Below are 18,440 nucleotides of genomic sequence, written 5' to 3'. Positions count from 1 at the left end.
CGCCCGGTTACATTCCGAACCCGGAAGCTAAGCCTTACAGCGCCGATGGTACTGCAGGGGGGACCCTGTGGGAGAGTAGGACGCCGCCGAACAAAATTTGAGAAAACCCCGCACCGTTTCGGTGCGGGGTTTTCTGCGTTTAGGCTCGCGGTATGCGCTATGACCTCATCATCTTCGACAACGACGGTGTGCTCGTCGACAGCGAGCCCATTTCCAACCGGCTGCTGGCCGAGTATCTGACGGAGCTGGGGCATCCGACGTCGTACGAGGACTCCATTCGGGACTACATGGGGTCCGCGATGCACCGGATCCACGATCTGATCGAGGAGCGGACCGGGCAGCGGCTGCCGGCGGACTTCGATGATGTCTTTCATGCGCGGGTGTTCGCGGCGTTCGAGCGGGAGTTGAAAGCGGTGGACGGGGCCGCGGATGTGTTGGAGAGGCTGGCCGGGGACGGGGTGCCGTACTGCGTGGCCTCGTCGGGGAGTCATGAGCGGATCCGGGTGGGGCATCGGACGACCGGGCTGGACCGGTGGTTCGATGACGGGCGGATCTTCAGTTCCCAGGATGTGGGGCGGGGGAAGCCGGCGCCTGATCTGTTTCTGTACGCGGCCGAGCGGATGAGGGTTGCGCCGGAGCGGTGTGTCGTCGTCGAGGACAGTCCGCTGGGGGTGCAGGCGGCTGTTGCGGCCGGGATGGATGTCTACGGGTTTGCCGCCATGACGCCTGTCGACAGGCTCGCTCGTGCCACTCATCTCTTTTCGGACATGGGGGAGTTGGCCGGCCTGCTGGTCTGACATTTGTCATGCCGAGCCCCGGACGTTCGTTTCTACTGCGGGACCCCGGCCGGGCGAGACGCTGACGGCATGACGACGCAGACGCGTAAGAAGACGCGCAAGCAGGACACCTTCGGGCCGCTGATTGTGGACGTGGCAGTGCCCGTCGGGTCGTACTACCTCTTCAAGGAGGCCTTCGGGGCGAGCACCTTCGCGGCGCTTGCCTGAGCAGTGTGGCGCCTGCTGTGCGGACGGTGTGGTGTGTGGTCAAGGAGCGGCGGGTCAATGCGTTTGCGGGGCTCATCCTCGTCGTGAACGTGGTGTCGCTGCTGCTCAGCTTCGTCTCTGGGGACCCGCGGCTCATGCTTGCCAAGGACAGCGGTGTGAGCAGCGCGATCGGCCTCGCGGTTCTGGTGTCGGTGGTGGTGGGGCGGCCGATGTTGACCGCGGGGTTCAAGCCCTTCCTGGTGCAGGGTGACCCGGCCCGGGAGGCTGCGTGGGAGCGGCTGGTTGGTGGGTCCGTTGCCGGGGCGGTTGCGTTTGTGCGCGCTGAGCGGGTGTTCTCGGTGGTGTGGGGTGTCGTACTGCTCGTGGAGTGTGTGGTGCGGGTCGTCGGTGCGTACACGGTGCCCGTGGACACGATGGTGTGGCTCGGGTCCGTCATTCTGATCGGTTCTATGGCGGTGGCCTTCGTGGTCAGCCGGGCGGTCGCCGCCAAGCCCATGGCGCGGCTGCTCATCGCTGAGGTGAAGGCGGCTGAGGCTGCTGCGCGGGCTGGGGTTGCCGTTGTCGCCTGAGGGCTGTGGCCGTAAAGCTGAGGGGAATTCATCTTTGGCTGGATCTACCCACGGGTAGTCCGGGGCCCTACGCTCGCCGCCATGACTGATGTGCTGCGGCGCGGTAGGGCCTCGTTGGCGTTCGGATTCTTTGCTCAGGGTGTTGCTTTTGCCCTGCTCGTGACGCGGATTCCGGCCATCCAGGACCGGTACGGGGTCTCCGACGCGTTGTTGCCCGCCTTCCTCGCCGCCGTACCGATCCTGGCCGGTGTCGGGAGTGTGACGACCGAGCGGCTGGTGCGGCGAATACCGCCGAGCCGGCTGCTGCGGTGGTCCCAGCCCGTGGTGCTCCTGGCGCTGCTCGGGGTCGGGGCGGGGGAGCGGATGGTCGAGCTGGGGCTGGCGCTTGCCGTGTTCGGGCTGGCCGTGGGTGTGCTCGACGCCTCGATGAACATGCTCGGGGTGAGCCTGCAGCGGTCGTACGGGCGCAGCATCATGCTCAGCTTTCACGCGGCGTTCAGCCTGGGTGGGATCGTGGGGGCCTCGCTGGCGTGGGTGGGGGCGCACTGGGATCTGGCGCTGTTCGTGTCGTATCTGCCGGTCGTTGTGGTGTTGTTGCCGGCCGTGCTGGTGGGGAGTCGGTGGTACGTCGACGGTGGTGGGAGTGGGGGCGGTGGTGAGGCGGGGGACTCTGGGGCGGGTGGGCCCGTCGCGTTCAAGGTGTTGTTGCCGTTCTGTCTGGTGATGACCTTCGCGTATATCGGGGACTCGACCGTCTCCAACTGGAGCGCGAAGTATCTGCAGGATGTGCTGGGGAGTTCGGAGCAGCTCGCGACCGTGCCGTACAACGTCTATATGGTCACCACGTTGCTGGGGCGGGCCATCGGGGACTTCGGGGTGCGGAAGTTCGGGGCTGTCGTGGTGGTGCGGATGGGGGCGCTGGTGGCGGCCGTCGGGTTCGCGGTGGTGGCCGGGGCGCCGGGGGCGTGGGTCGGGATGCTGGGGTTCACGTTGCTCGGGCTGGGGTTGTGTGTGCTGGTGCCGCAGACGTTCGCGGCGGCTGGGCGGCTCGCTTCCGACAAGTACGGCCCGCGGGGTTCGGACGCTGCCATCGCGCGGCTCAATGTGTTCAATTACGTGGGGTTTTTGATCGGTTCGCCTCTGGTGGGTGCGCTGGGCGATGCGTGGAGCTATCGCGGGGCGATGTTGGTGCCGATGGTGTTGGTGCTGGTGACGCTGGTGTACGCCCGGTCGTTCGCCGCTCAACCGGACCGATACGGTGGCGGGCATGAGCGGCCGCGCACAGCTGATGTGGGACGAGGCAGTAACGGGCTATGACTTCGGCCGGGACCATCCGATGGACCCGGTCCGGCTCGCGCTGACCAGGAGACTCGTCGATGCCTTCGGGCTGGACAAGGACATGGACGTCGTCGCGGCGCAGCCGGCCGGGGAGTCGACGTTGCGGTTGGTGCACCGGGAGGACTACATCGCGGCCGTGAAGGCGGCTTCGGCGGATCCGCGGGCGGCCGATCAGTCGTATGGGCTCGGGACGCTGGATGATCCGGCGTTCTCGGGGATGCATGAGGTGTCGGCGCTCATCGCCGGGCAGTCGGTGGGGGCGGCGGAGGCCGTGTGGCGGGGGGATGCGCTGCATGCGGTGAACTTCGCGGGTGGGTTGCACCATGCGATGCCGGGGGGTGCGTCGGGGTTCTGCATCTACAACGATGCGTCGCTGGCTGTCGCGCGGTTGTTGGAGCTGGGGGCTGAGCGGGTCGCCTACATCGACGTCGATGTGCATCACGGGGATGGGGTGCAGGCGGCGTTCTGGGAGGACCCGCGGGTGCTGACGGTGTCGTTGCACGAGCATCCTCGTACGTTGTTTCCGCAGACCGGGTGGCCGGAGGAGACCGGTGGGGGGGCCGCGGAGGGGTCGGCCGTGAATGTGGCGTTGCCGGCCGGGACCGGGGATGCGGGGTGGTTGCGGGCGTTTCATGCCGTGGTGCCGGAGGTGATTGCTGATTTTCGGCCGCAGGTGTTGGTGACTCAGCATGGGGCCGATACGCACTTCGAGGATCCGCTGGCGCATCTGGCTGTGTCGTTGGATGCGCAGCGGGCTGTGCAGGTGGCGTGTCATGAGCTGGCGCATGAGTACGCCGAGGGGAAGTGGGTCGCGCTGGGTGGGGGTGGATACGCCGTGGTGGAGGTCGTGCCGCGGTCGTGGACGCATCTGGTGGGGATTGTGGCGGGGCGGCCGATTGAGCCTTCGGCGGTGATTCCGGAGGGGTGGCGGCAGGAAGTCTTTGCTCGGACTCGGCAGTTGGGGCCGGTGCGGATGACTGATGGGCGGTGGCCTGTGTCTTGGGGGGAGTGGGAGGCGGGGTACGACCCTGCGGATCGGTTGGATCAGGCTGTGCTTGCTACTCGTAAGGCTGTGTTTCCGTTGCGGGGGTTGTTGGCGTGAGTGGGTGGGGGGTGCGGGTGGAGTTTTTCGCCCCCGCCGCCCCTACCCGTCCCGTCCTCCAGGGGCTCTGCCCCTTCGACCCCGGGGCCTTTCTGGGGGCTGCCGCCCCCAGACCCCCGTATCGGCCCTTAAGGGGCCTCGTCCTCAAACGCCGGACGGGCTGAAAGTGCCTGGGCCGGCGTTGAGAAGTTGCCGTTGCTCCACCACGACGTCCCCTGCGGGTGGGTGGGGGATTGGACGGTGTGACCCCGGGCTCGAACGCTGGACGGGCTGAAATGCGTGGGCTGGCGTCGAGGCGTCGCCTTCGCTGCACTAAGACGTCCCCTGCGGGTGGGTGGGGGATTGGGACGGTGGGGCCTCGGGCTCGAACGTCGGACGGGCTGAAATGCGCGGGCCTGCGCCGTGAGGTTGTCGTCGGTTCGCTAGGACGCGCCCTGTGGGTGGGTGGGGGATTGGGGGTGGGTTCCTTAGCCCAACAGCGCGGTGTTTCGTTGTTCGTCCGACTCCTTGCCGTCCCGTCCGTCAGCATCGCTCACGTGTTGAGTACCGGAGCCCTTCGTGCCCATCTCCTGGCTGCTCGGCTTGCTGGGGTCGTGGCTACTTCTCGGGAGGTGAGTCTCAGGAGTTATCGGCTTTTTGCTGCTCGGGATCCTCGAGTGGTCATCGGGCTTGATCCTGAGTGGAGTTGGGGGCTGCGGGATCTGGTCGAGTTGATGGCGGACAAGTGTGGGGTTTCGGCCGATCCGGCGCATGTTTCCGGCCTTGATGTGATCGATCCTGAGCGGACGTTGAGTGGGTTGGATGCCTTCGGTGAGCGGATCGGGGTGGCCGCCGAGCACCGGGTGCCCGTGCTGATCGGTACCGGGCATCCGCATCGACTGCTCGGGTTCTACGCCGCCTTGGCGGACGCGTTGTCGGCGGCGGGGTGTGCCGTACTCACCCCCGCGCATGGTCGCCGTGTCGACATAACGACCCGGTTCGGCCTACGCACGTACAACCTTGACTACGTACGAGGAGTCGCGTTGGTGCGCGAAGCCGGCGCTCCGAGCACCGGGCGTGAGACCGGCGCACACACGCATTCGCCCCTCCCGGTTCGTACCGCCCTGGCCGCCGCGGCCGAGGCCGGCGGGCCGTTGCCGGAGCTGGTGATCGGGGACCACGGGTGGGTCTGCGGGGCAGGTCAGCTGGGGTTTGAGGCCATTGGTCTCGCCGATACGAATGACCCCGCGCTCTTTGTGGGGGAGGCTGAGGGGTCTGTGTCCGTCGTCGTTCCACTTGATGACGCTGTGCGGTCTGATTACTACCGGCCGCTTACCCGCTACGTACTCAATCGAGCGTGTCTGTCCCAGTAGGCCGCCGATGGGTGCACCTCTTCCCCACTCGCATCACTGGCACCTACATTGGGGAGTGAGCACGCAGCGACGAAGAGTCACCGGAAGGGGAAGCCGGTGGCCGTCGAGTGCGGAAGGTTCAGGTGTGTCATGGCTGCAGCTGGCGAGAGGCCTCTGAACGAGGTTCAGTTCCTTACCGTGGCGGAAGTCGCCTCGGTGATGCGAGTGTCGAAGATGACCGTGTACCGGTTGGTGCACAGTGGTCATCTGCCCGCGATCCGGGTGGGGCGGTCCTTCCGCGTCCCCGAGCAAGCGGTTCACGAGTACCTCCGCGAGAGTTATGTGGGGGTGGAAACGGCCTGACGGCGACGGGCGAGGGGGGATCCTCCGGGATTCTCAGGGTTCCCCAGGGGCCCTCAAAGGTCCTCAGGGCTTTGCGGGATTCCCCTCTCGTCCGCCTCGATTACGACCTCAGCGCTCGGGCGGGTAGGCTAGCCCCTCGTAGGTCGTGTGGGCCCATGGCGCCCAAACACCGAGTGATGAGAAGTGAGCGAGGGTAGTCGTGGGCTCTGTTATCAAGAAGCGGCGCAAGCGGATGGCCAAGAAGAAGCACCGCAAGCTGCTCAAGCGCACGCGCGTTCAGCGTCGCAACAAGAAGTGAGCGACGCCGCGGAAGCGGCGTAAGGCGTGTCTGTGGCCCCCCACCGCATCCGGTGGGGGGCCACACGCGTATCGCGGGCGGTGTGCGAAGGGCCGGACTCTGTGCGTATGCCTGGACAACCGGTTGATCCGTCCGGTCGTACGCAGGGAATTTTCGTCACTTCATGCATTGGGCGGTCATCACAGCGCAACACCGACCCGCTAGGTTGGCCGCACACGGGGAACTCGGCAGGGTACGCAGGGGACGAGTGCTGGAAGGAAGGCGCTGAATTTTGGGCAAGGTCGTGCTCGTGACCGGAGTGGCCCGTCAACTGGGGGGCCGGTTCGTACGACGGATCCAGCGTGACCCACAGGTGGACCGGGTGGTCGCCGTGGACGCGGTGCCGCCGGAGCACCATCTGGGGGGTGCCGACTTCATCCAGGCCGACATCCGGCAGCCCACCATCGCGCGGGTGCTGGCCGAGAGCGGCGCCGACACCGTCGTACACATGGATGTGACCGGAACCGCGCTCGGCAGCGGCAGCCGGACCACGGTCAAGGAAACCAACGTCATCGGGACGATGCAGCTGCTGGGCGCCTGCCAGAAGTCCCCCACCGTCAAGCGGCTCGTGGTCAAGTCCAGTACGAACGTGTACGGATCCGCGCCCCGCGACCCGGCCGTCTTCACCGAGACCACCCCGCCCAAGTCCCTGCCCAGCGGTGGCTTCGCCAAGGACGCGGTCGAGGTCGAGGGCTATGTGCGGGGCTTCGCGCGGCGGCGGCCGGATGTCGCCGTGTGCGTGCTGCGGTTCGCCAACATCCTCGGACCGAGCGCCGACACCCCCCTCGCCTCGTACTTCTCGCTGCCCGTGCTGCCGACCGTGTTCGGGTACGACCCACGGCTGCAGTTCGTGCACGAGGACGACGTGATCGAGGTGCTGCGCATCGCCTCGCACGAGCCGGAGCGGGGCACGCTCAACAGCGGCACCTTCAACGTCGCCGGCGACGGCGTCCTGCTGCTCTCGCAGTGTTCCCGGCGGCTCGGACGGCCGACCGTGCCGCTGCTGCTGCCCGCGGTCACCTGGGCCGGCTCCCTCGTGCGTACGCTGGGTATGTCGGACTTCTCGCCCGAGCAGATCCGGCTGCTCACGCACGGCCGGGTCGTGGCGACGGACCAGATGCGGGAGACGCTCGGATTCAAGCCGAAGTTCACGACGGCGGAGACCTTCGCGGAGTTCGCGCGCAGCCGCGCACCGGGTCTGCTGCCGCCTGAGGCCCTTGCGGGGGCCGTCGACCGGATCGCCGCGCTGCCCGTGCTGGGCGGCGGCCACCTCCCGACTCAGAGCGCCAACTGAGGAGCGCATCAACGATGGCGGACGCCAAGGTCATTCCGTTCGACGACGACCGGTCCCGCGGGAGCGCCGTGCAGCGGCCGGCGCGGCGCCGGAGCGGGGGGAGCCGGCGCAAGAGCGGTGAATCCGCGCTGGTACGCGAGGTCCAGCCCCTCCCGGGACGGTCCTTCGCGCAGGATGATGTTCCTGTGACACGTGAGGAACAGCCGCCCCAGAAGCCGCAGGACGACGGCGGGCTGGAGCGGCGCATCGCGAGCGGCCTGGCCTTTCTGCGCCGCCGGCTCACCGGGGACTACGACGTCGACGACTTCGGGTACGACGAGGAGCTCACCGACCAGGTCCTGATGTCCATGCTGCGCCCGGTGTACGAGAAGTACTTCCGGGTCGAGGTGAAGGGCATCGAGAACATCCCGTCCGAGGGCGGCGCGCTGATCGTCGCCAACCACTCCGGGACACTGCCGCTGGACGGCCTGATGATGCAGGTCGCCGTGCACGACCAGCACCCGGCGGGCCGCCATCTGCGGCTGCTCGCCGCCGACCTGGTCTTCATGCTGCCGGTGGTCAACGAGCTCGCCCGCAAACTCGGCCACACCCTGGCCTGCGCGGAGGACGCCGAGCGCCTTCTCGGCCAGGGCGAGCTGGTCGGGGTGATGCCCGAGGGCTTCAAGGGCATCGGCAAGCCCTTCTCCGAGCGCTACAAGCTGCAGCGCTTCGGCCGCGGCGGCTTCGTGTCCACGGCCCTGCGCAAGGGCACACCGATCATTCCGTGCTCGATCGTCGGGGCGGAGGAGATCTACCCGATGATCGGCAACGCCAAGACCCTCGCCCGCCTCCTGGGCTTCCCGTACTTCCCGCTGACGCCGACCTTCCCGTGGCTGGGCCCGCTGGGCGCGATCCCGCTCCCGACGAAGTGGACGATCCAGTTCGGCGAGCCGATCCCCACGGACGGCTATCCGCCGGAGGCCGCCGAGGACCCGATGCTGATGTTCAACCTGACCGACCAGGTGAGGGAGCAGATCCAGCACACGCTGTACAAGTTGTTGGTGCAGCGGCGGTCGGTGTTCTTCTGACGTCGATCGGACGGTATTGCCGGGAGGCCGGTCGCTCGGAGCCGCCACACGGAGTCCGGCGCAGCTGTCCGCAGCCTGCGGAGCAGTGCAAGGGCAGCAGACAGGAGGGGCCAAGTTGCTGGTGCAGCGGCGGTCCGTGTTCTTCTGACGCCGGCAGCGGTTGTACGGCAATGGGGGCGCCCCTCACGGGAGGGGCGCCCCCATTGCCGTACGGCTTATGTGCCTAGTTCGTGTCCTCGCCCTCGATGCCCAGGCCCGGCAGGAGGCCCGGGAGGAGGGGTGGGAGGGTGACGGCGGGCTCGGTGCTCGGTGATGTGGACGGGGACGTGCCGGTGCTGCCGGTGTCCTTCGGTGGGTCGAGCAGGCCGCCGGTGCTGCCGCCGAGCAGGCCCTCGCTCTCGCCGGCGGAGCTCTCGGCGGAGTTGCTGGGGCGGCTGGACCGGTTGCCGTCGGAGGAGCCGCTGCCGCCGGTGCTGGGGCGGGCCGACCGGTCGGAGTCCGACGTACCGGTGGACGCCGATCCGGAACCGCCTCCCCGCTTGCCGTCGCCGCTCTGTGCGGGCGGCTGCGGGAGGAGCGACTCCAGCGGGGCGACCTCTTCGTCTATGGCGTCGAACACCGACGACACCCGGTCACTGACGTCCCCCAGTTGGAGGGGAAGCCGCTCGCGGAGGCTGCCCCACGCCGCGCGGTGCGAGCGTGAGAAGGCGGAGAGGGCCTGGATGGGGCCCAGGGAGCCCGGGTCGCGCTGGTAGGCCTCGCTCAGCAGGCGATGCCCCTCCGAGGCGTCGTGCTGCATGCCGGACAGGGCGCGGCGGATCTCCGCCATCGACTCGTGGTCGAGCTGTCCGCCACGGTCGCGCTCCATCAGTCGCCGGGCCTCGCTCAACCGGGTGGAGGCCTGGTCGAGATAGGAGCGGCCGCGTTCGTCGTCGCCGTCGGCCAGGATGTTGAGCTTGAAGTCCTCGATGCCGCGTTTGAGGCCGTAGAGGGAGTCACCGGGCAGGGCGTCGGCGCTTGCGGCGGATACTCCGCCGAAGGCCCCTGCGGCGACACCTACGCTCAGCCCGCCCGCGGTGAGGCCCTTGGCCAACCGTGAACTTGGTCGCAACTTCCCCAGCGGGGACGCCCGGTGAGCGCCCCGTGCCCGGTCCGAACGTTGCCCCGGCAGGGCCGGTCCCGCCTCGCCCCCCGCGGTGCTCTCCAGCAGCATGGCCTCCATCGCGGCCACGAGCTGGGCGCGCTGGACGACCTTGACCTCGGGGTCGAGCACGGGCTTGGGCAACTCGCCGAGGTCCTCGGTGAGGGCCAACAGGCGCCCCTGCTCGCTGTGTTCCGCAGCAGCCGGTGCCGGTGCCGATCCATCGGGCTGCTCGGCCTGCTCGGCCGCCGAGCCCCGGTCGGTCAGCTCCTCCAGGGCCTGGGCGAAGGCGTTCGCCCGCCGGTGTGCCGATACGTTCGCGATCACTGGCGGCACCTCCTCTCGTGATGACGGTCGGCTCCCCAGGGGGTCCTGAGGGTTGCACGCCCTGACCACATGCACACGATCGAGTGATCGAAGTCGGCCAGGGAGTGACCACAGGGAGCCTGCATCCCGCACAACGAGTGGCTCGGCACTTGGGTTACGGACAGAGGATGAACGGACCGCGAAGTCAACAGACTTTCACCGACGGTGAGTTGGCGGTTGCGGAGAGTGCCGGGTCGGTATGGGTGACGTGCTCAGCGCACGTCGTCCGGGAGGAGCCGGGCGAGGGTGCGCACGGCACGGTACTGGAGGGTCTTGATGGCGCCCTCGTTCTTGCCCATGACACGGGCGGTCTCGGCGACGGAGAGGCCTTGGAGGAAACGGAGGGTCACGCACTCCTGCTGCTGCGGGTTGAGCCGTCGTACGGCGTCGAGGAGTGCGGCGTTGGAGAGGGACTCCAGGACGGAGTCCTCGGGGGACCGCTCGACCTCGTTGGCGTCGAGCATCTCCCCGGTGGTCACCTCAAGCCGGAAGCGGCTGGACTTGAAGTGGTCGGCGACGAGGTTGCGGGCGATGGTGACGAGCCAGGCACCGAAGTCCCGGCCCTGCCAGGTGAAGGTGCCGATGCGTCGGAGTGCCCGCAGAAAGGTCTCGCTCGTGAGGTCCTCGGCGGTGGCCTTTCCTCCGACCCGGTAATAGATGTAGCGGTACACGGTGTCGCTGTACTGGTCGTAGAGCCTTCCGAACGCGTCGGCCTCGCCGGCCTGTGCGCGTTCGACGAGATCCATCATTCGAGCGCTGTCGCTGTCCGCGGCAGGTCGACGAGCGGTTGCCGCACCGGCCGACCGTCCCCGTCTACCGACGGCGGCGGTGCCGTCGGCGAGTGCGTAGCACGGGCCTACGGGCACGGTGGTAACGGCGAGGGCGGGGACGGCGTACGCGGTGGGGACGAAGCCGCGCAACAGGTCTTGGACCGTTGCGCGCAGCGTAGCCAGGCCCGAGGCGTCAACCCCGACGTGTGGGTACACGGGACTCCCAGAGGCAGAGCTTCCATCACGTGCAGTGCGGGACCGTTCACCCGTCGTAGCGACGGAGGGGTACCGGATTGCGTCTGAGGAGAATAACGCTTCGTGCAGGCACTGCTACGCCCAGTTGCTCAAATCACCGATTGCGTCTCTTCTGTAACCGATTGACGGCCGATCAAGTGCCGCAGAGTGACCGCTTGTTGATCGAATCCGCCCGTGTTCCGGCTGACTCCGGGGCGTGTTGTGGCCGTGTGCAGCCAAGGGGACTGGACCGGGGGCCGCGGGGGTATGGGTGCGGATTGGCCGAATGGCCGGGCGCGCGGCTGAAAGCGCCGGCCGAATCGAGCTGGCCGGCCGGCGCTGGGGAGTGCATCTCGTTGTCAGGGGTGGTGCCGCTTCAGGGGTGGAGCCGCTTGCGGGTCGAGTGCGGGTCGAGTCCGCTATCGGCGGCGCCGGTGCAGCGCGATCGCCGCGGCCGTTCCGCCGGCCACCGCACCCACGCCGGCGGCCGCCGGGATGCCGACCTTCGCCGCCTTGCGGCCGGTGCGGTAGTCGCGCAGGCGCCAGTCCAGCTTGCGGGCGTGCTTGCGGAGCTTGCTGTCGGGGTTGATGGCGTAGGGGTGGCCGACAAGGGAGAGCATCGGGATGTCGTTGTGGGAGTCGCTGTACGCCGCGCAGCGGGAGAGGTCCAGCTCCTCCGCCGCGGCCAGGGCGCGCAGCGCCTCCGCCTTCGCCGGGCCGTGCAGCGGCTCGCCCACCAGCTTGCCGGTGTAGACGCCGTCCACCGACTCCGCCACCGTGCCGAGAGCGCCGGTGAGGCCGAGGCGGCGGGCGATCACCTGGGCGATCTCCACCGGGGCCGCCGTCACCAGCCACACCTTCTGACCGGCGTCCAGGTGTGCCTGGGCGAGGGCGCGGGTGCCGGGCCAGATGCGCTCGGCCATGTACTCGTCGTAGATCTCCTCGCCGATCGACATCAGCTCGGAGACCCGGTGACCCTTGACGATGGACAGCGCCGAGTCGCGCGCGTCCTGCATGTGTTCCGGGTCCTCGACGCCCGCCAGCCTGAACCACGCCTGCTGCCAGGCGAACCTGGCGAGGTCGCGGGTCTCGAAGAACTTCCGCTTGTACAGGCCCCGCCCGAAGTGGAACAGCGCGGCGCCCTGCATCACGGTGTTGTCCAGGTCGAAGAAGGCGGCGGCCTTCTCGTCGCCGAGTACCGGGAACTCCGGTTCCTCGGAGGTGTCCTCGGGGACTTCGGACACTGTCGCTTCCTGCGACGACTTACGGGCTGCCTCCGCCGAGGCCTCGCCAGCCAACACGCTCCGCGCCGTGGCGGAGCGCCTACGGGGAGTGAGCCATCCAAGAGCGGCCATGACCGTGAGCATAGCCAGTTTGTTCGGTGCTACCGGAGTCGAGAGGTTTGAAGGGTGTGAACTCTCCGCGACCGCGCAGTTAAACAGCGTGGCGGAGCGCACGATCGAGCGATATCGAGCGATCAGGCGGCGCGCGGGAGAATGGCTGACATGAGTCCCTTCTTTCGTCGCGGCGCGGCCAAGTCGCCCCAGGAGCGGCTGGTCACACTCATCCGCAAACCCGGCTGTCATCTGTGTGATGACGCACAGATCGTCATCGAGAAGGTCTGTGGTGATCTCGGCGTTCCGTGGGAGCAAAAGGACATCACCGAGGACCCCCAACTCCACGACCAGTACTGGGAACAGATTCCCGTCGTCCTGGTCGACGGGGACCAGCACACCTTCTGGCGCGTGAACGAAGATCGCCTGCGCAAAGCACTGACCGGCTAGTCCAACTGGCCGGGAAACTGGCTTAGGATCGACGGCGACCTGGTCTGGGGGGCGAGGATCGTTGAGGAGAGTGTGCGGTTTTGCCCCCGAAAGCAGAGGAACGGTGGTGCGTATGCGCCGGTTCCATAGCTGCGCGCCGGGCGTGCGTGAGCCCGGTCACGTTGGGCGGGCAAATCGGACACCATCTTTGTGCACGCGTTCACAAAGACATAGCCTGCATTCGACGGGGCGGTCTGGGGACGTGTGACCGCCTGCAGCCCCGCTCTACCCGCAGGAGCACCGTGGCAACTGGCCGAACACACCGACCGGCGACCCGTAGCCGAGGGATTCCCGAGGCCACCGTCGCCAGGCTTCCGCTGTACCTCCGCGCGCTGACCGCACTGTCAGAGCGCTCGGTACCCACGGTCTCCTCCGAGGAGCTCGCGGCTGCGGCGGGGGTCAACTCCGCCAAGCTGCGCAAGGACTTCTCGTACCTCGGGTCGTACGGAACGCGCGGTGTCGGCTACGACGTCGAGTATCTCGTCTACCAGATCTCCCGCGAACTCGGCCTGACCCAGGACTGGCCGGTTGTGATCGTCGGTATCGGTAACCTCGGCGCCGCGCTCGCCAACTACGGCGGCTTCGCCTCCCGTGGCTTCCGGGTCGCCGCGCTCATCGACGCCGACCCGGCCATGGCCGGCAAGCCCGTCGCCGGGATTCCAGTGCAGCACTCCGACGACCTGGAGAAGATCATCCAGGACAACGGCGTGTCCATCGGCGTCATCGCGACCCCCGCCGGTGCCGCCCAGCCGGTCTGCGACCGGCTCGTGGCCGCCGGGGTCACCTCCATCCTGAACTTCGCGCCGACCGTGCTGACCGTCCCGGACGGCGTCGACGTGCGCAAGGTCGACCTCTCCATCGAGCTGCAGATCCTCGCCTTCCACGAGCAGCGCAAGGCCGGCGAGGAGGCCCACTCCGACGGCGCCGGTCCGGCCGCCGTCACCCGCGAGGACCCCGACGCATCCGCCGACAAGGGACCGGACGGGGACGTACCCGCCGTGATGCCGGCATGAGTCTCCTCGTCGTGGGGCTGAGCCACCGCAGCGCCCCGGTCAGCGTTCTGGAGCGGGCCGCGCTGAGCGCCGACGCCCAGATCAAGCTGCTGCAGGACACGGTCGCCGCCGAACCGGCCACCGAGGCCGCCGTGCTGGCCACCTGCAACCGCATCGAGCTGTACGCCGACGTGGACAAGTTCCACGCCGGTGTCGCCGAGCTGTCCACGCTGCTCGCCCAGCACAGCGGGGTCGGGCTCGACGAGCTCACGCCGTACCTCTACGTCCACTACGAGGACCGGGCCGTCCACCACCTGTTCTCGGTGGCCTGCGGGCTCGACTCCATGGTCGTCGGCGAGGGGCAGATCCTCGGCCAGATCAAGGACTCCCTCGCCAAGGCGCAGGAGCTGCACAGCGCCGGGCGGCTGCTGAACGACCTGTTCCAGCAGGCCCTGCGCGTCGGCAAGCGCGCCCACTCCGAGACCGGGATCGACCGTGCCGGACAGTCACTGGTCACCTTCGGTCTGGAGCAGCTGGCCACGGGGACGGACGTGGCGGCCTGGGCCCGCGGCAAGAAGGCCCTCGTCATCGGCGCCGGTTCGATGTCCTCGCTGGCCGCGGCCACGCTCGCGCGGGCCGGGGTCGCCGAGATCGTCGTCGCCAACCGCACCTACGACCGCGCCGAGCGGCTCGCCCAGATCCTCACCGAGGTCGACGGCACGGACGTGCCCGCCCGCGCGGTACCGATGGAGTCGGTGCCGGTCGAGCTGACACGTGCCGACGTCGCCGTCTCCTGTACCGGCGCGACCGGGCTCGTCCTCACGGCCGAGGCGATCGCGTCGGCGGTCGAGGGCCGTACCGGGCGGCCGGTCGCCTTCGAGGAGGCCGAGGACGGAGTCCGTACGGCCGTCCAGGCGCCCGCGGCCCGGACGAGCGGCGACAGCGTTGACGTACGGCAGACTCCGCTTCCGCCCACCAGCGTCGGCACCGACGACGACTGCCCGCTGGATCTCGGCTCCGTGCAGGGAGGTTTCTCTGTCATGGGGGAGGCCGCCGTCGCCGGTATGGACGCGGCCCAGCTGGAGCAGCACGCGGCCTGGGCGGCGGGCAGTGCCGTCGACCGCCGCGAGGCCGCCCGCCGCAGCCCCGAGGCCGACGCCGAGCTGATCACCGCGCTCGCCGCGACCGTGGCCACCGTCGGCCGGATCCCCGAGCGCCGCAAGCCCGAGCCCGTCGTCGAGGTGCCCCGCCCCGCGCCGGTGCTCTCGCTGCTCGACCTCGCCATGCCGCGCGACATCGACGCCGCCGTGCACCGGCTGACCGGGGTGCGGCTGGTGGACATCGAGTCGCTGGCGGAAGCCTCCGCCGACGCCCCGATGGCGGCCGACGTCGACCAGGTCCGCCGTATCGTCTCCGACGAGGTCGCGGCCTTCGGGGCGGCGCTGCGGGCCGCGCACATCACGCCCACCGTCGTCGCGCTGCGCGCGATGGCCGCCGACGTCGTGACGAGCGAGATCGCCCGCCTCGAAGGACGGCTGCCCGGGCTCGACGACAAGCACCGCGGCGAGATCACGCAGACCGTCAAGCGCGTGGTCGACAAGCTGCTGCACGCCCCGACCGTGCGGGTCAAGCAGCTCGCCGCCGAGCCCGGCGGCGCCGGATACGCGGACGCGCTGCGGACCCTGTTCGACCTCGACCAGGAGACGGTGGCCTCCGTCTCCCGCGCCGAGGACAGCACCGAGAAGAACCGAGGCCCACGATGACTCAAGCGCCACTTCGGCTCGGCACCAGACGCAGCAAGCTCGCCATGGCCCAGTCCGGGCAGGTCGCGGACGCCGTGCGCCAGGTGACCGGACGGCCCGTCGAACTCGTCGAGATCACCACGTACGGCGATGTCTCACGCGAGGCCCTCGCGCAGATCGGCGGCACCGGTGTGTTCGTCACCGCGCTGCGGGACGCGCTGCTGCGCGGCGAGGTCGACTTCGCGGTGCACTCCCTCAAGGACCTGCCGACCGCGCAGCCCGAGGAACTCGTCCTGGCGGCCGTTCCCGTGCGCGAGGATCCGCGCGATGTGATCGTCGCGCGGGACGCGCTGAAGTTCACCGACCTGCCCCGCGGGGCGCGCATCGGTACGGGCTCGCCGCGCCGGATGGCGCAGCTGAACGCGTACGCGCGCGGCCACGGGCTGGACATCGAGGCCGTGCCGATCCGCGGGAACGTGGATACGCGCATCGGGTACGTGCGCGATGGTGAGCTCGATGCGGTGGTGCTTGCTGCGGCCGGCCTGCAGCGCATCGGCCGTATCGACGAGGTGACCGACTTCCTGTCGGTCGACACTGTTTTGCCCGCCCCCGGCCAGGGGGCACTGGCGATCGAATGCACCGCGGACAACGCGGACCTCATCGCCGCGCTCGGCGAGCTCGACGACCCGTTCACGCGGATCGCCGTGACTGCCGAGCGCTCACTGCTCGCCGCCCTGGAGGCCGGCTGCTCCGCCCCTGTGGGCGCGCTGGCCGACCTTCTGGCCGACGGGCAGATTGTCAAGGAAATGCGCCTGCGCGGCGTCGTCGGTACGACCGACGGCACGCGGATGGTGCAGCTGTCCACCACCGGTCCCGTGCCCGAGACGCACGACCAAGCGCTGGCGCTCGGTCGCGAACTCGCCTCCGAGATGCTTGCCCAGGGCGCGGCCGGTCTGATGGGGGAGCGAGCACATTGAGCCCCACCACCCTTCCCGCCGGCCTTGAACACGGGCACGTCACCTTCCTCGGTGCCGGACCCGGGGATCCGGGGCTACTGACTCTGCGCGCCGTAGAGGCGTTGGCGAACGCGGACGTACTCGTCGCCGAGCACGAGGTGCTCGACGTCGTACGCCAGCACGCCAGACGAGGTGTTGCCGAAGTGCACACGGATACGGGTCCCGATGCGGACACCGTCCCGGGCACAGGCACGCCTCAACTAGCGGTTGTTGACGGCGCGTCAACGACCGCTGGGCTACCCGTCGTGCGGGATGCCGCACATCTTGTCATGGAGGCCGCGCGCGGCGGCAGGCGGGTCGTACGTGCGGTGTCCGGGGATCCCGGGCTCGACACGTACGCCGCCGAGGAGATGCTCGCGTGCGCCGCGGCGGGCGTGCCGTTCGAGGTCGTGCCGGGTGTGGCCGCGGCCGTCGGCGTGCCCGCGTACGCCGGTGTGCCGCTGCGGGACGCGCAGGGCGCCGATGTGCGGTTCGTGGACGCGCGGACCGCTTCGGACCGGTGCTGGACCGAGGTCGGGGCGTCGGACGGGACGGTTGTCGTCTCGACGACGCTGGATTCCGTGGGTGCGGCCGCCGGTGAGCTGGTGTCGGCTGGGCGTAAGCCCGATACGCCGATGACGGTGACGGTCGCCGGTACGACGACTCGGCAGCGGACCTGGACCGCGACCCTGGGGACCATCGCCCAGACGCTGAAGCAGGCCAAGGTGCTGCCCTCGCCGGAGGGCGGGCGGCCGGTGATAGCCGTGGTCGGTGAGCGGTCCGCCGCCGCGCAGCGCGACCAGTTGTCGTGGTTCGAGTCCAAGCCGCTCTTCGGGTGGCGGGTGCTCGTGCCGCGTACGAAGGAGCAGGCGGCTTCGCTCTCCGACCAGCTGCGGTCGTACGGGGCCGTGCCGCACGAGGTGCCGACGATCGCCGTCGAGCCGCCGCGGACGCCTCAGCAGATGGAGCGGGCGGTCAAGGGGCTGGTGACCGGGCGGTACGAGTGGATCGCCTTCACCTCCGTGAACGCGGTCAAGGCCGTGCGGGAGAAGTTCGAGGAGTACGGGCTTGATGCTCGGGCGTTTGCCGGGATCAAGGTCGCCGCAGTGGGGGAGCAGACCGCGAAGGCGCTGATCGCCTTTGGTGTGAAGCCGGATCTCGTGCCTTCGGGGGAGCAGTCGGCTGCGGGGCTGCTTGAGGACTGGCCGCCGTATGACCCTGTCTTCGACCCGATCGACCGGGTGTTCCTGCCTCGGGCGGACATCGCGACGGAGACGCTTGTGGCCGGGCTCATCGAGCTGGGCTGGGAGGTCGATGACGTCACGGCCTATCGGACCGTGCGGGCCTCGCCGCCGCCGGCGGAGACGCGGGAGGCGATCAAGGGGGGTGGCTTCGATGCCGTTCTCTTCACGTCGTCGTCTACCGTGCGGAATCTGGTGGGGATTGCCGGGAAGCCGCACAACGTGACGGTGATCGCGTGTATCGGGCCTGCTACGGCGAAGACCGCCGAGGAGCATGGGCTTCGGGTGGATGTCATGGCTCCGGAGCCGTCTGTGCACAAGTTGGCCGAGGCGCTTGCCGACTTTGGGCTGCGGCGGCGGGCTGCGGCGCTTGAGGCGGGGGATCCGGTTACTCGGCCCAGTGAGCGGAGGCCGGGGGCTCGGCGGAGGCGGTCTACTACGTAGGGGTGTGGGGGTGGGTTGGGGGTTGGGGGTTGGTGCGGGTGGAGTTTTTCGCCCCCGCCGCCCCTACCCGTCCCGTCCTCCAGGGGCTCTGCCCCTTTGACCCCGGGGTCCTTCTGGGGGCTCCGCCCCCAGACCCCCGGTTCGGCCCTTGAGGGGCCTTGTCCTCAAACGCCGGACGGGCTGAAATGCGCGGGCCGGTGTTCAGGTGGGCCGTGGGCAGAGCGGCTTGCGTTGGTTTGTGTAGAGGGCGGGGCCGGTTCGGCCCTCGCCCTCACTTTTTTCCGCCT

The 18,440-nt window shown here is 69.1% G+C and carries 16 protein-coding genes, 1 rRNA gene and 1 pseudogene; 15 read left to right on the top strand and 3 right to left on the bottom strand.

Annotation, left to right across the window (positions count from 1 at the left end):
* The 10 genes and pseudogenes from rrf to ACIA8X_RS36715 form a co-directional block, all read left to right on the top strand.
* A 5S ribosomal RNA gene (gene rrf / locus ACIA8X_RS36760) occupies window positions 1-92 on the top strand; the annotation flags it as partial.
* A gap of 60 nt (window positions 93-152) precedes the next feature.
* Window positions 153-797, top strand: coding sequence for an HAD family hydrolase (locus tag ACIA8X_RS36755; RefSeq protein WP_393458210.1), 645 nt, complete (start codon window positions 153-155; stop codon window positions 795-797).
* 69 nt (window positions 798-866) lie between these two features.
* Window positions 867-1,573: pseudogene (locus tag ACIA8X_RS36750) on the top strand (VC0807 family protein).
* A gap of 81 nt (window positions 1,574-1,654) precedes the next feature.
* Window positions 1,655-2,890 carry an MFS transporter gene (locus ACIA8X_RS36745; protein WP_393458216.1) on the top strand — a complete coding sequence of 412 codons (1,236 nt, stop codon included), beginning with the start codon at window positions 1,655-1,657 and terminating at the stop codon, window positions 2,888-2,890.
* On the top strand, window positions 2,841-4,013 hold the full coding sequence (locus ACIA8X_RS36740) for an acetoin utilization protein AcuC (protein ID WP_393458219.1): 1,173 nt from the start codon (window positions 2,841-2,843) through the stop codon (window positions 4,011-4,013). The genes ACIA8X_RS36745 and ACIA8X_RS36740 overlap by 50 nt, the downstream gene beginning before the upstream one ends.
* A gap of 536 nt (window positions 4,014-4,549) precedes the next feature.
* Entirely contained in the window at window positions 4,550-5,365 is an 816-nt protein-coding gene (locus ACIA8X_RS36735) for a phosphatase (RefSeq protein ID WP_393458222.1), read from the top strand.
* Between the two features lie 129 nt (window positions 5,366-5,494).
* Window positions 5,495-5,707, top strand: a complete 213-nt coding sequence (locus ACIA8X_RS36730; protein ID WP_004984898.1) for a helix-turn-helix domain-containing protein — start codon at window positions 5,495-5,497, stop codon at window positions 5,705-5,707.
* Window positions 5,708-5,906: 199 nt separating this feature from the next.
* Entirely contained in the window at window positions 5,907-6,005 is a 99-nt protein-coding gene (locus ACIA8X_RS36725; RefSeq protein ID WP_003948845.1) for a 30S ribosomal protein bS22, read from the top strand.
* A 271-nt stretch (window positions 6,006-6,276) separates the two neighbouring features.
* Window positions 6,277-7,338 (top strand): NAD-dependent epimerase/dehydratase family protein, encoded by a 1,062-nt coding sequence (locus ACIA8X_RS36720; RefSeq protein WP_393458225.1) that lies wholly within the window; start codon window positions 6,277-6,279, stop codon window positions 7,336-7,338.
* 14 nt (window positions 7,339-7,352) lie between these two features.
* Window positions 7,353-8,405, top strand: a complete 1,053-nt coding sequence (locus tag ACIA8X_RS36715; RefSeq protein ID WP_393458228.1) for a lysophospholipid acyltransferase family protein — start codon at window positions 7,353-7,355, stop codon at window positions 8,403-8,405.
* A 223-nt stretch (window positions 8,406-8,628) separates the two neighbouring features.
* Here ACIA8X_RS36715 and ACIA8X_RS36710 read toward each other — a convergent pair whose 3' ends face one another.
* From ACIA8X_RS36710 to ACIA8X_RS36700, 3 genes are all read right to left on the bottom strand, one after another.
* The gene (locus ACIA8X_RS36710) at window positions 8,629-9,873 is read right to left on the bottom strand and encodes a DUF5667 domain-containing protein (RefSeq protein ID WP_393458231.1); all 1,245 of its coding nucleotides are present in this window, start codon (window positions 9,871-9,873) and stop codon (window positions 8,629-8,631) included.
* Window positions 9,874-10,124: 251 nt separating this feature from the next.
* Window positions 10,125-10,898, bottom strand: a complete 774-nt coding sequence (locus ACIA8X_RS36705) for an ECF subfamily RNA polymerase sigma factor, BldN family (RefSeq protein ID WP_126394069.1) — start codon at window positions 10,896-10,898, stop codon at window positions 10,125-10,127.
* Between the two features lie 437 nt (window positions 10,899-11,335).
* Entirely contained in the window at window positions 11,336-12,271 is a 936-nt protein-coding gene (locus ACIA8X_RS36700) for an HAD family hydrolase (RefSeq protein WP_393458235.1), read from the bottom strand.
* Between the two features lie 150 nt (window positions 12,272-12,421).
* Here ACIA8X_RS36700 and ACIA8X_RS36695 point away from each other — a divergent pair, with 150 nt between their 5' ends.
* The 5 genes from ACIA8X_RS36695 to ACIA8X_RS36675 all read left to right on the top strand — a co-directional run bounded on the left by ACIA8X_RS36695 (window position 12,422) and on the right by ACIA8X_RS36675 (window position 18,153).
* Window positions 12,422-12,700 (top strand): glutaredoxin family protein, encoded by a 279-nt coding sequence (locus tag ACIA8X_RS36695; protein WP_393458238.1) that lies wholly within the window; start codon window positions 12,422-12,424, stop codon window positions 12,698-12,700.
* A 281-nt stretch (window positions 12,701-12,981) separates the two neighbouring features.
* Window positions 12,982-13,752 (top strand): redox-sensing transcriptional repressor Rex, encoded by a 771-nt coding sequence (locus tag ACIA8X_RS36690; protein WP_399460113.1) that lies wholly within the window; start codon window positions 12,982-12,984, stop codon window positions 13,750-13,752.
* Window positions 13,749-15,494 carry a glutamyl-tRNA reductase gene (locus ACIA8X_RS36685; RefSeq protein ID WP_393458244.1) on the top strand — a complete coding sequence of 582 codons (1,746 nt, stop codon included), beginning with the start codon at window positions 13,749-13,751 and terminating at the stop codon, window positions 15,492-15,494. Before ACIA8X_RS36690 ends, ACIA8X_RS36685 begins: the two co-directional genes overlap by 4 nt.
* The gene (gene hemC / locus ACIA8X_RS36680; protein ID WP_393458247.1) at window positions 15,491-16,450 is read left to right on the top strand and encodes a hydroxymethylbilane synthase; all 960 of its coding nucleotides are present in this window, start codon (window positions 15,491-15,493) and stop codon (window positions 16,448-16,450) included. Before ACIA8X_RS36685 ends, hemC begins: the two co-directional genes overlap by 4 nt.
* Window positions 16,447-18,153: a uroporphyrinogen-III synthase gene (locus ACIA8X_RS36675; RefSeq protein ID WP_393458250.1), complete on the top strand. Its 1,707-nt coding sequence runs from the start codon at window positions 16,447-16,449 to the stop codon at window positions 18,151-18,153. The genes hemC and ACIA8X_RS36675 overlap by 4 nt, the downstream gene beginning before the upstream one ends.
* Window positions 18,154-18,440 lie beyond the last annotated feature (287 nt).

Origin of the sequence: Streptomyces sp. NPDC051738 (genome assembly GCF_044453205.1) — a bacterium.
Classification (GTDB): domain Bacteria; phylum Actinomycetota; class Actinomycetes; order Streptomycetales; family Streptomycetaceae; genus Streptomyces.
The sequence above is the reverse complement of the archived record's forward strand: the minus strand, read 5'-3'. Positions and strand labels throughout refer to the sequence as shown.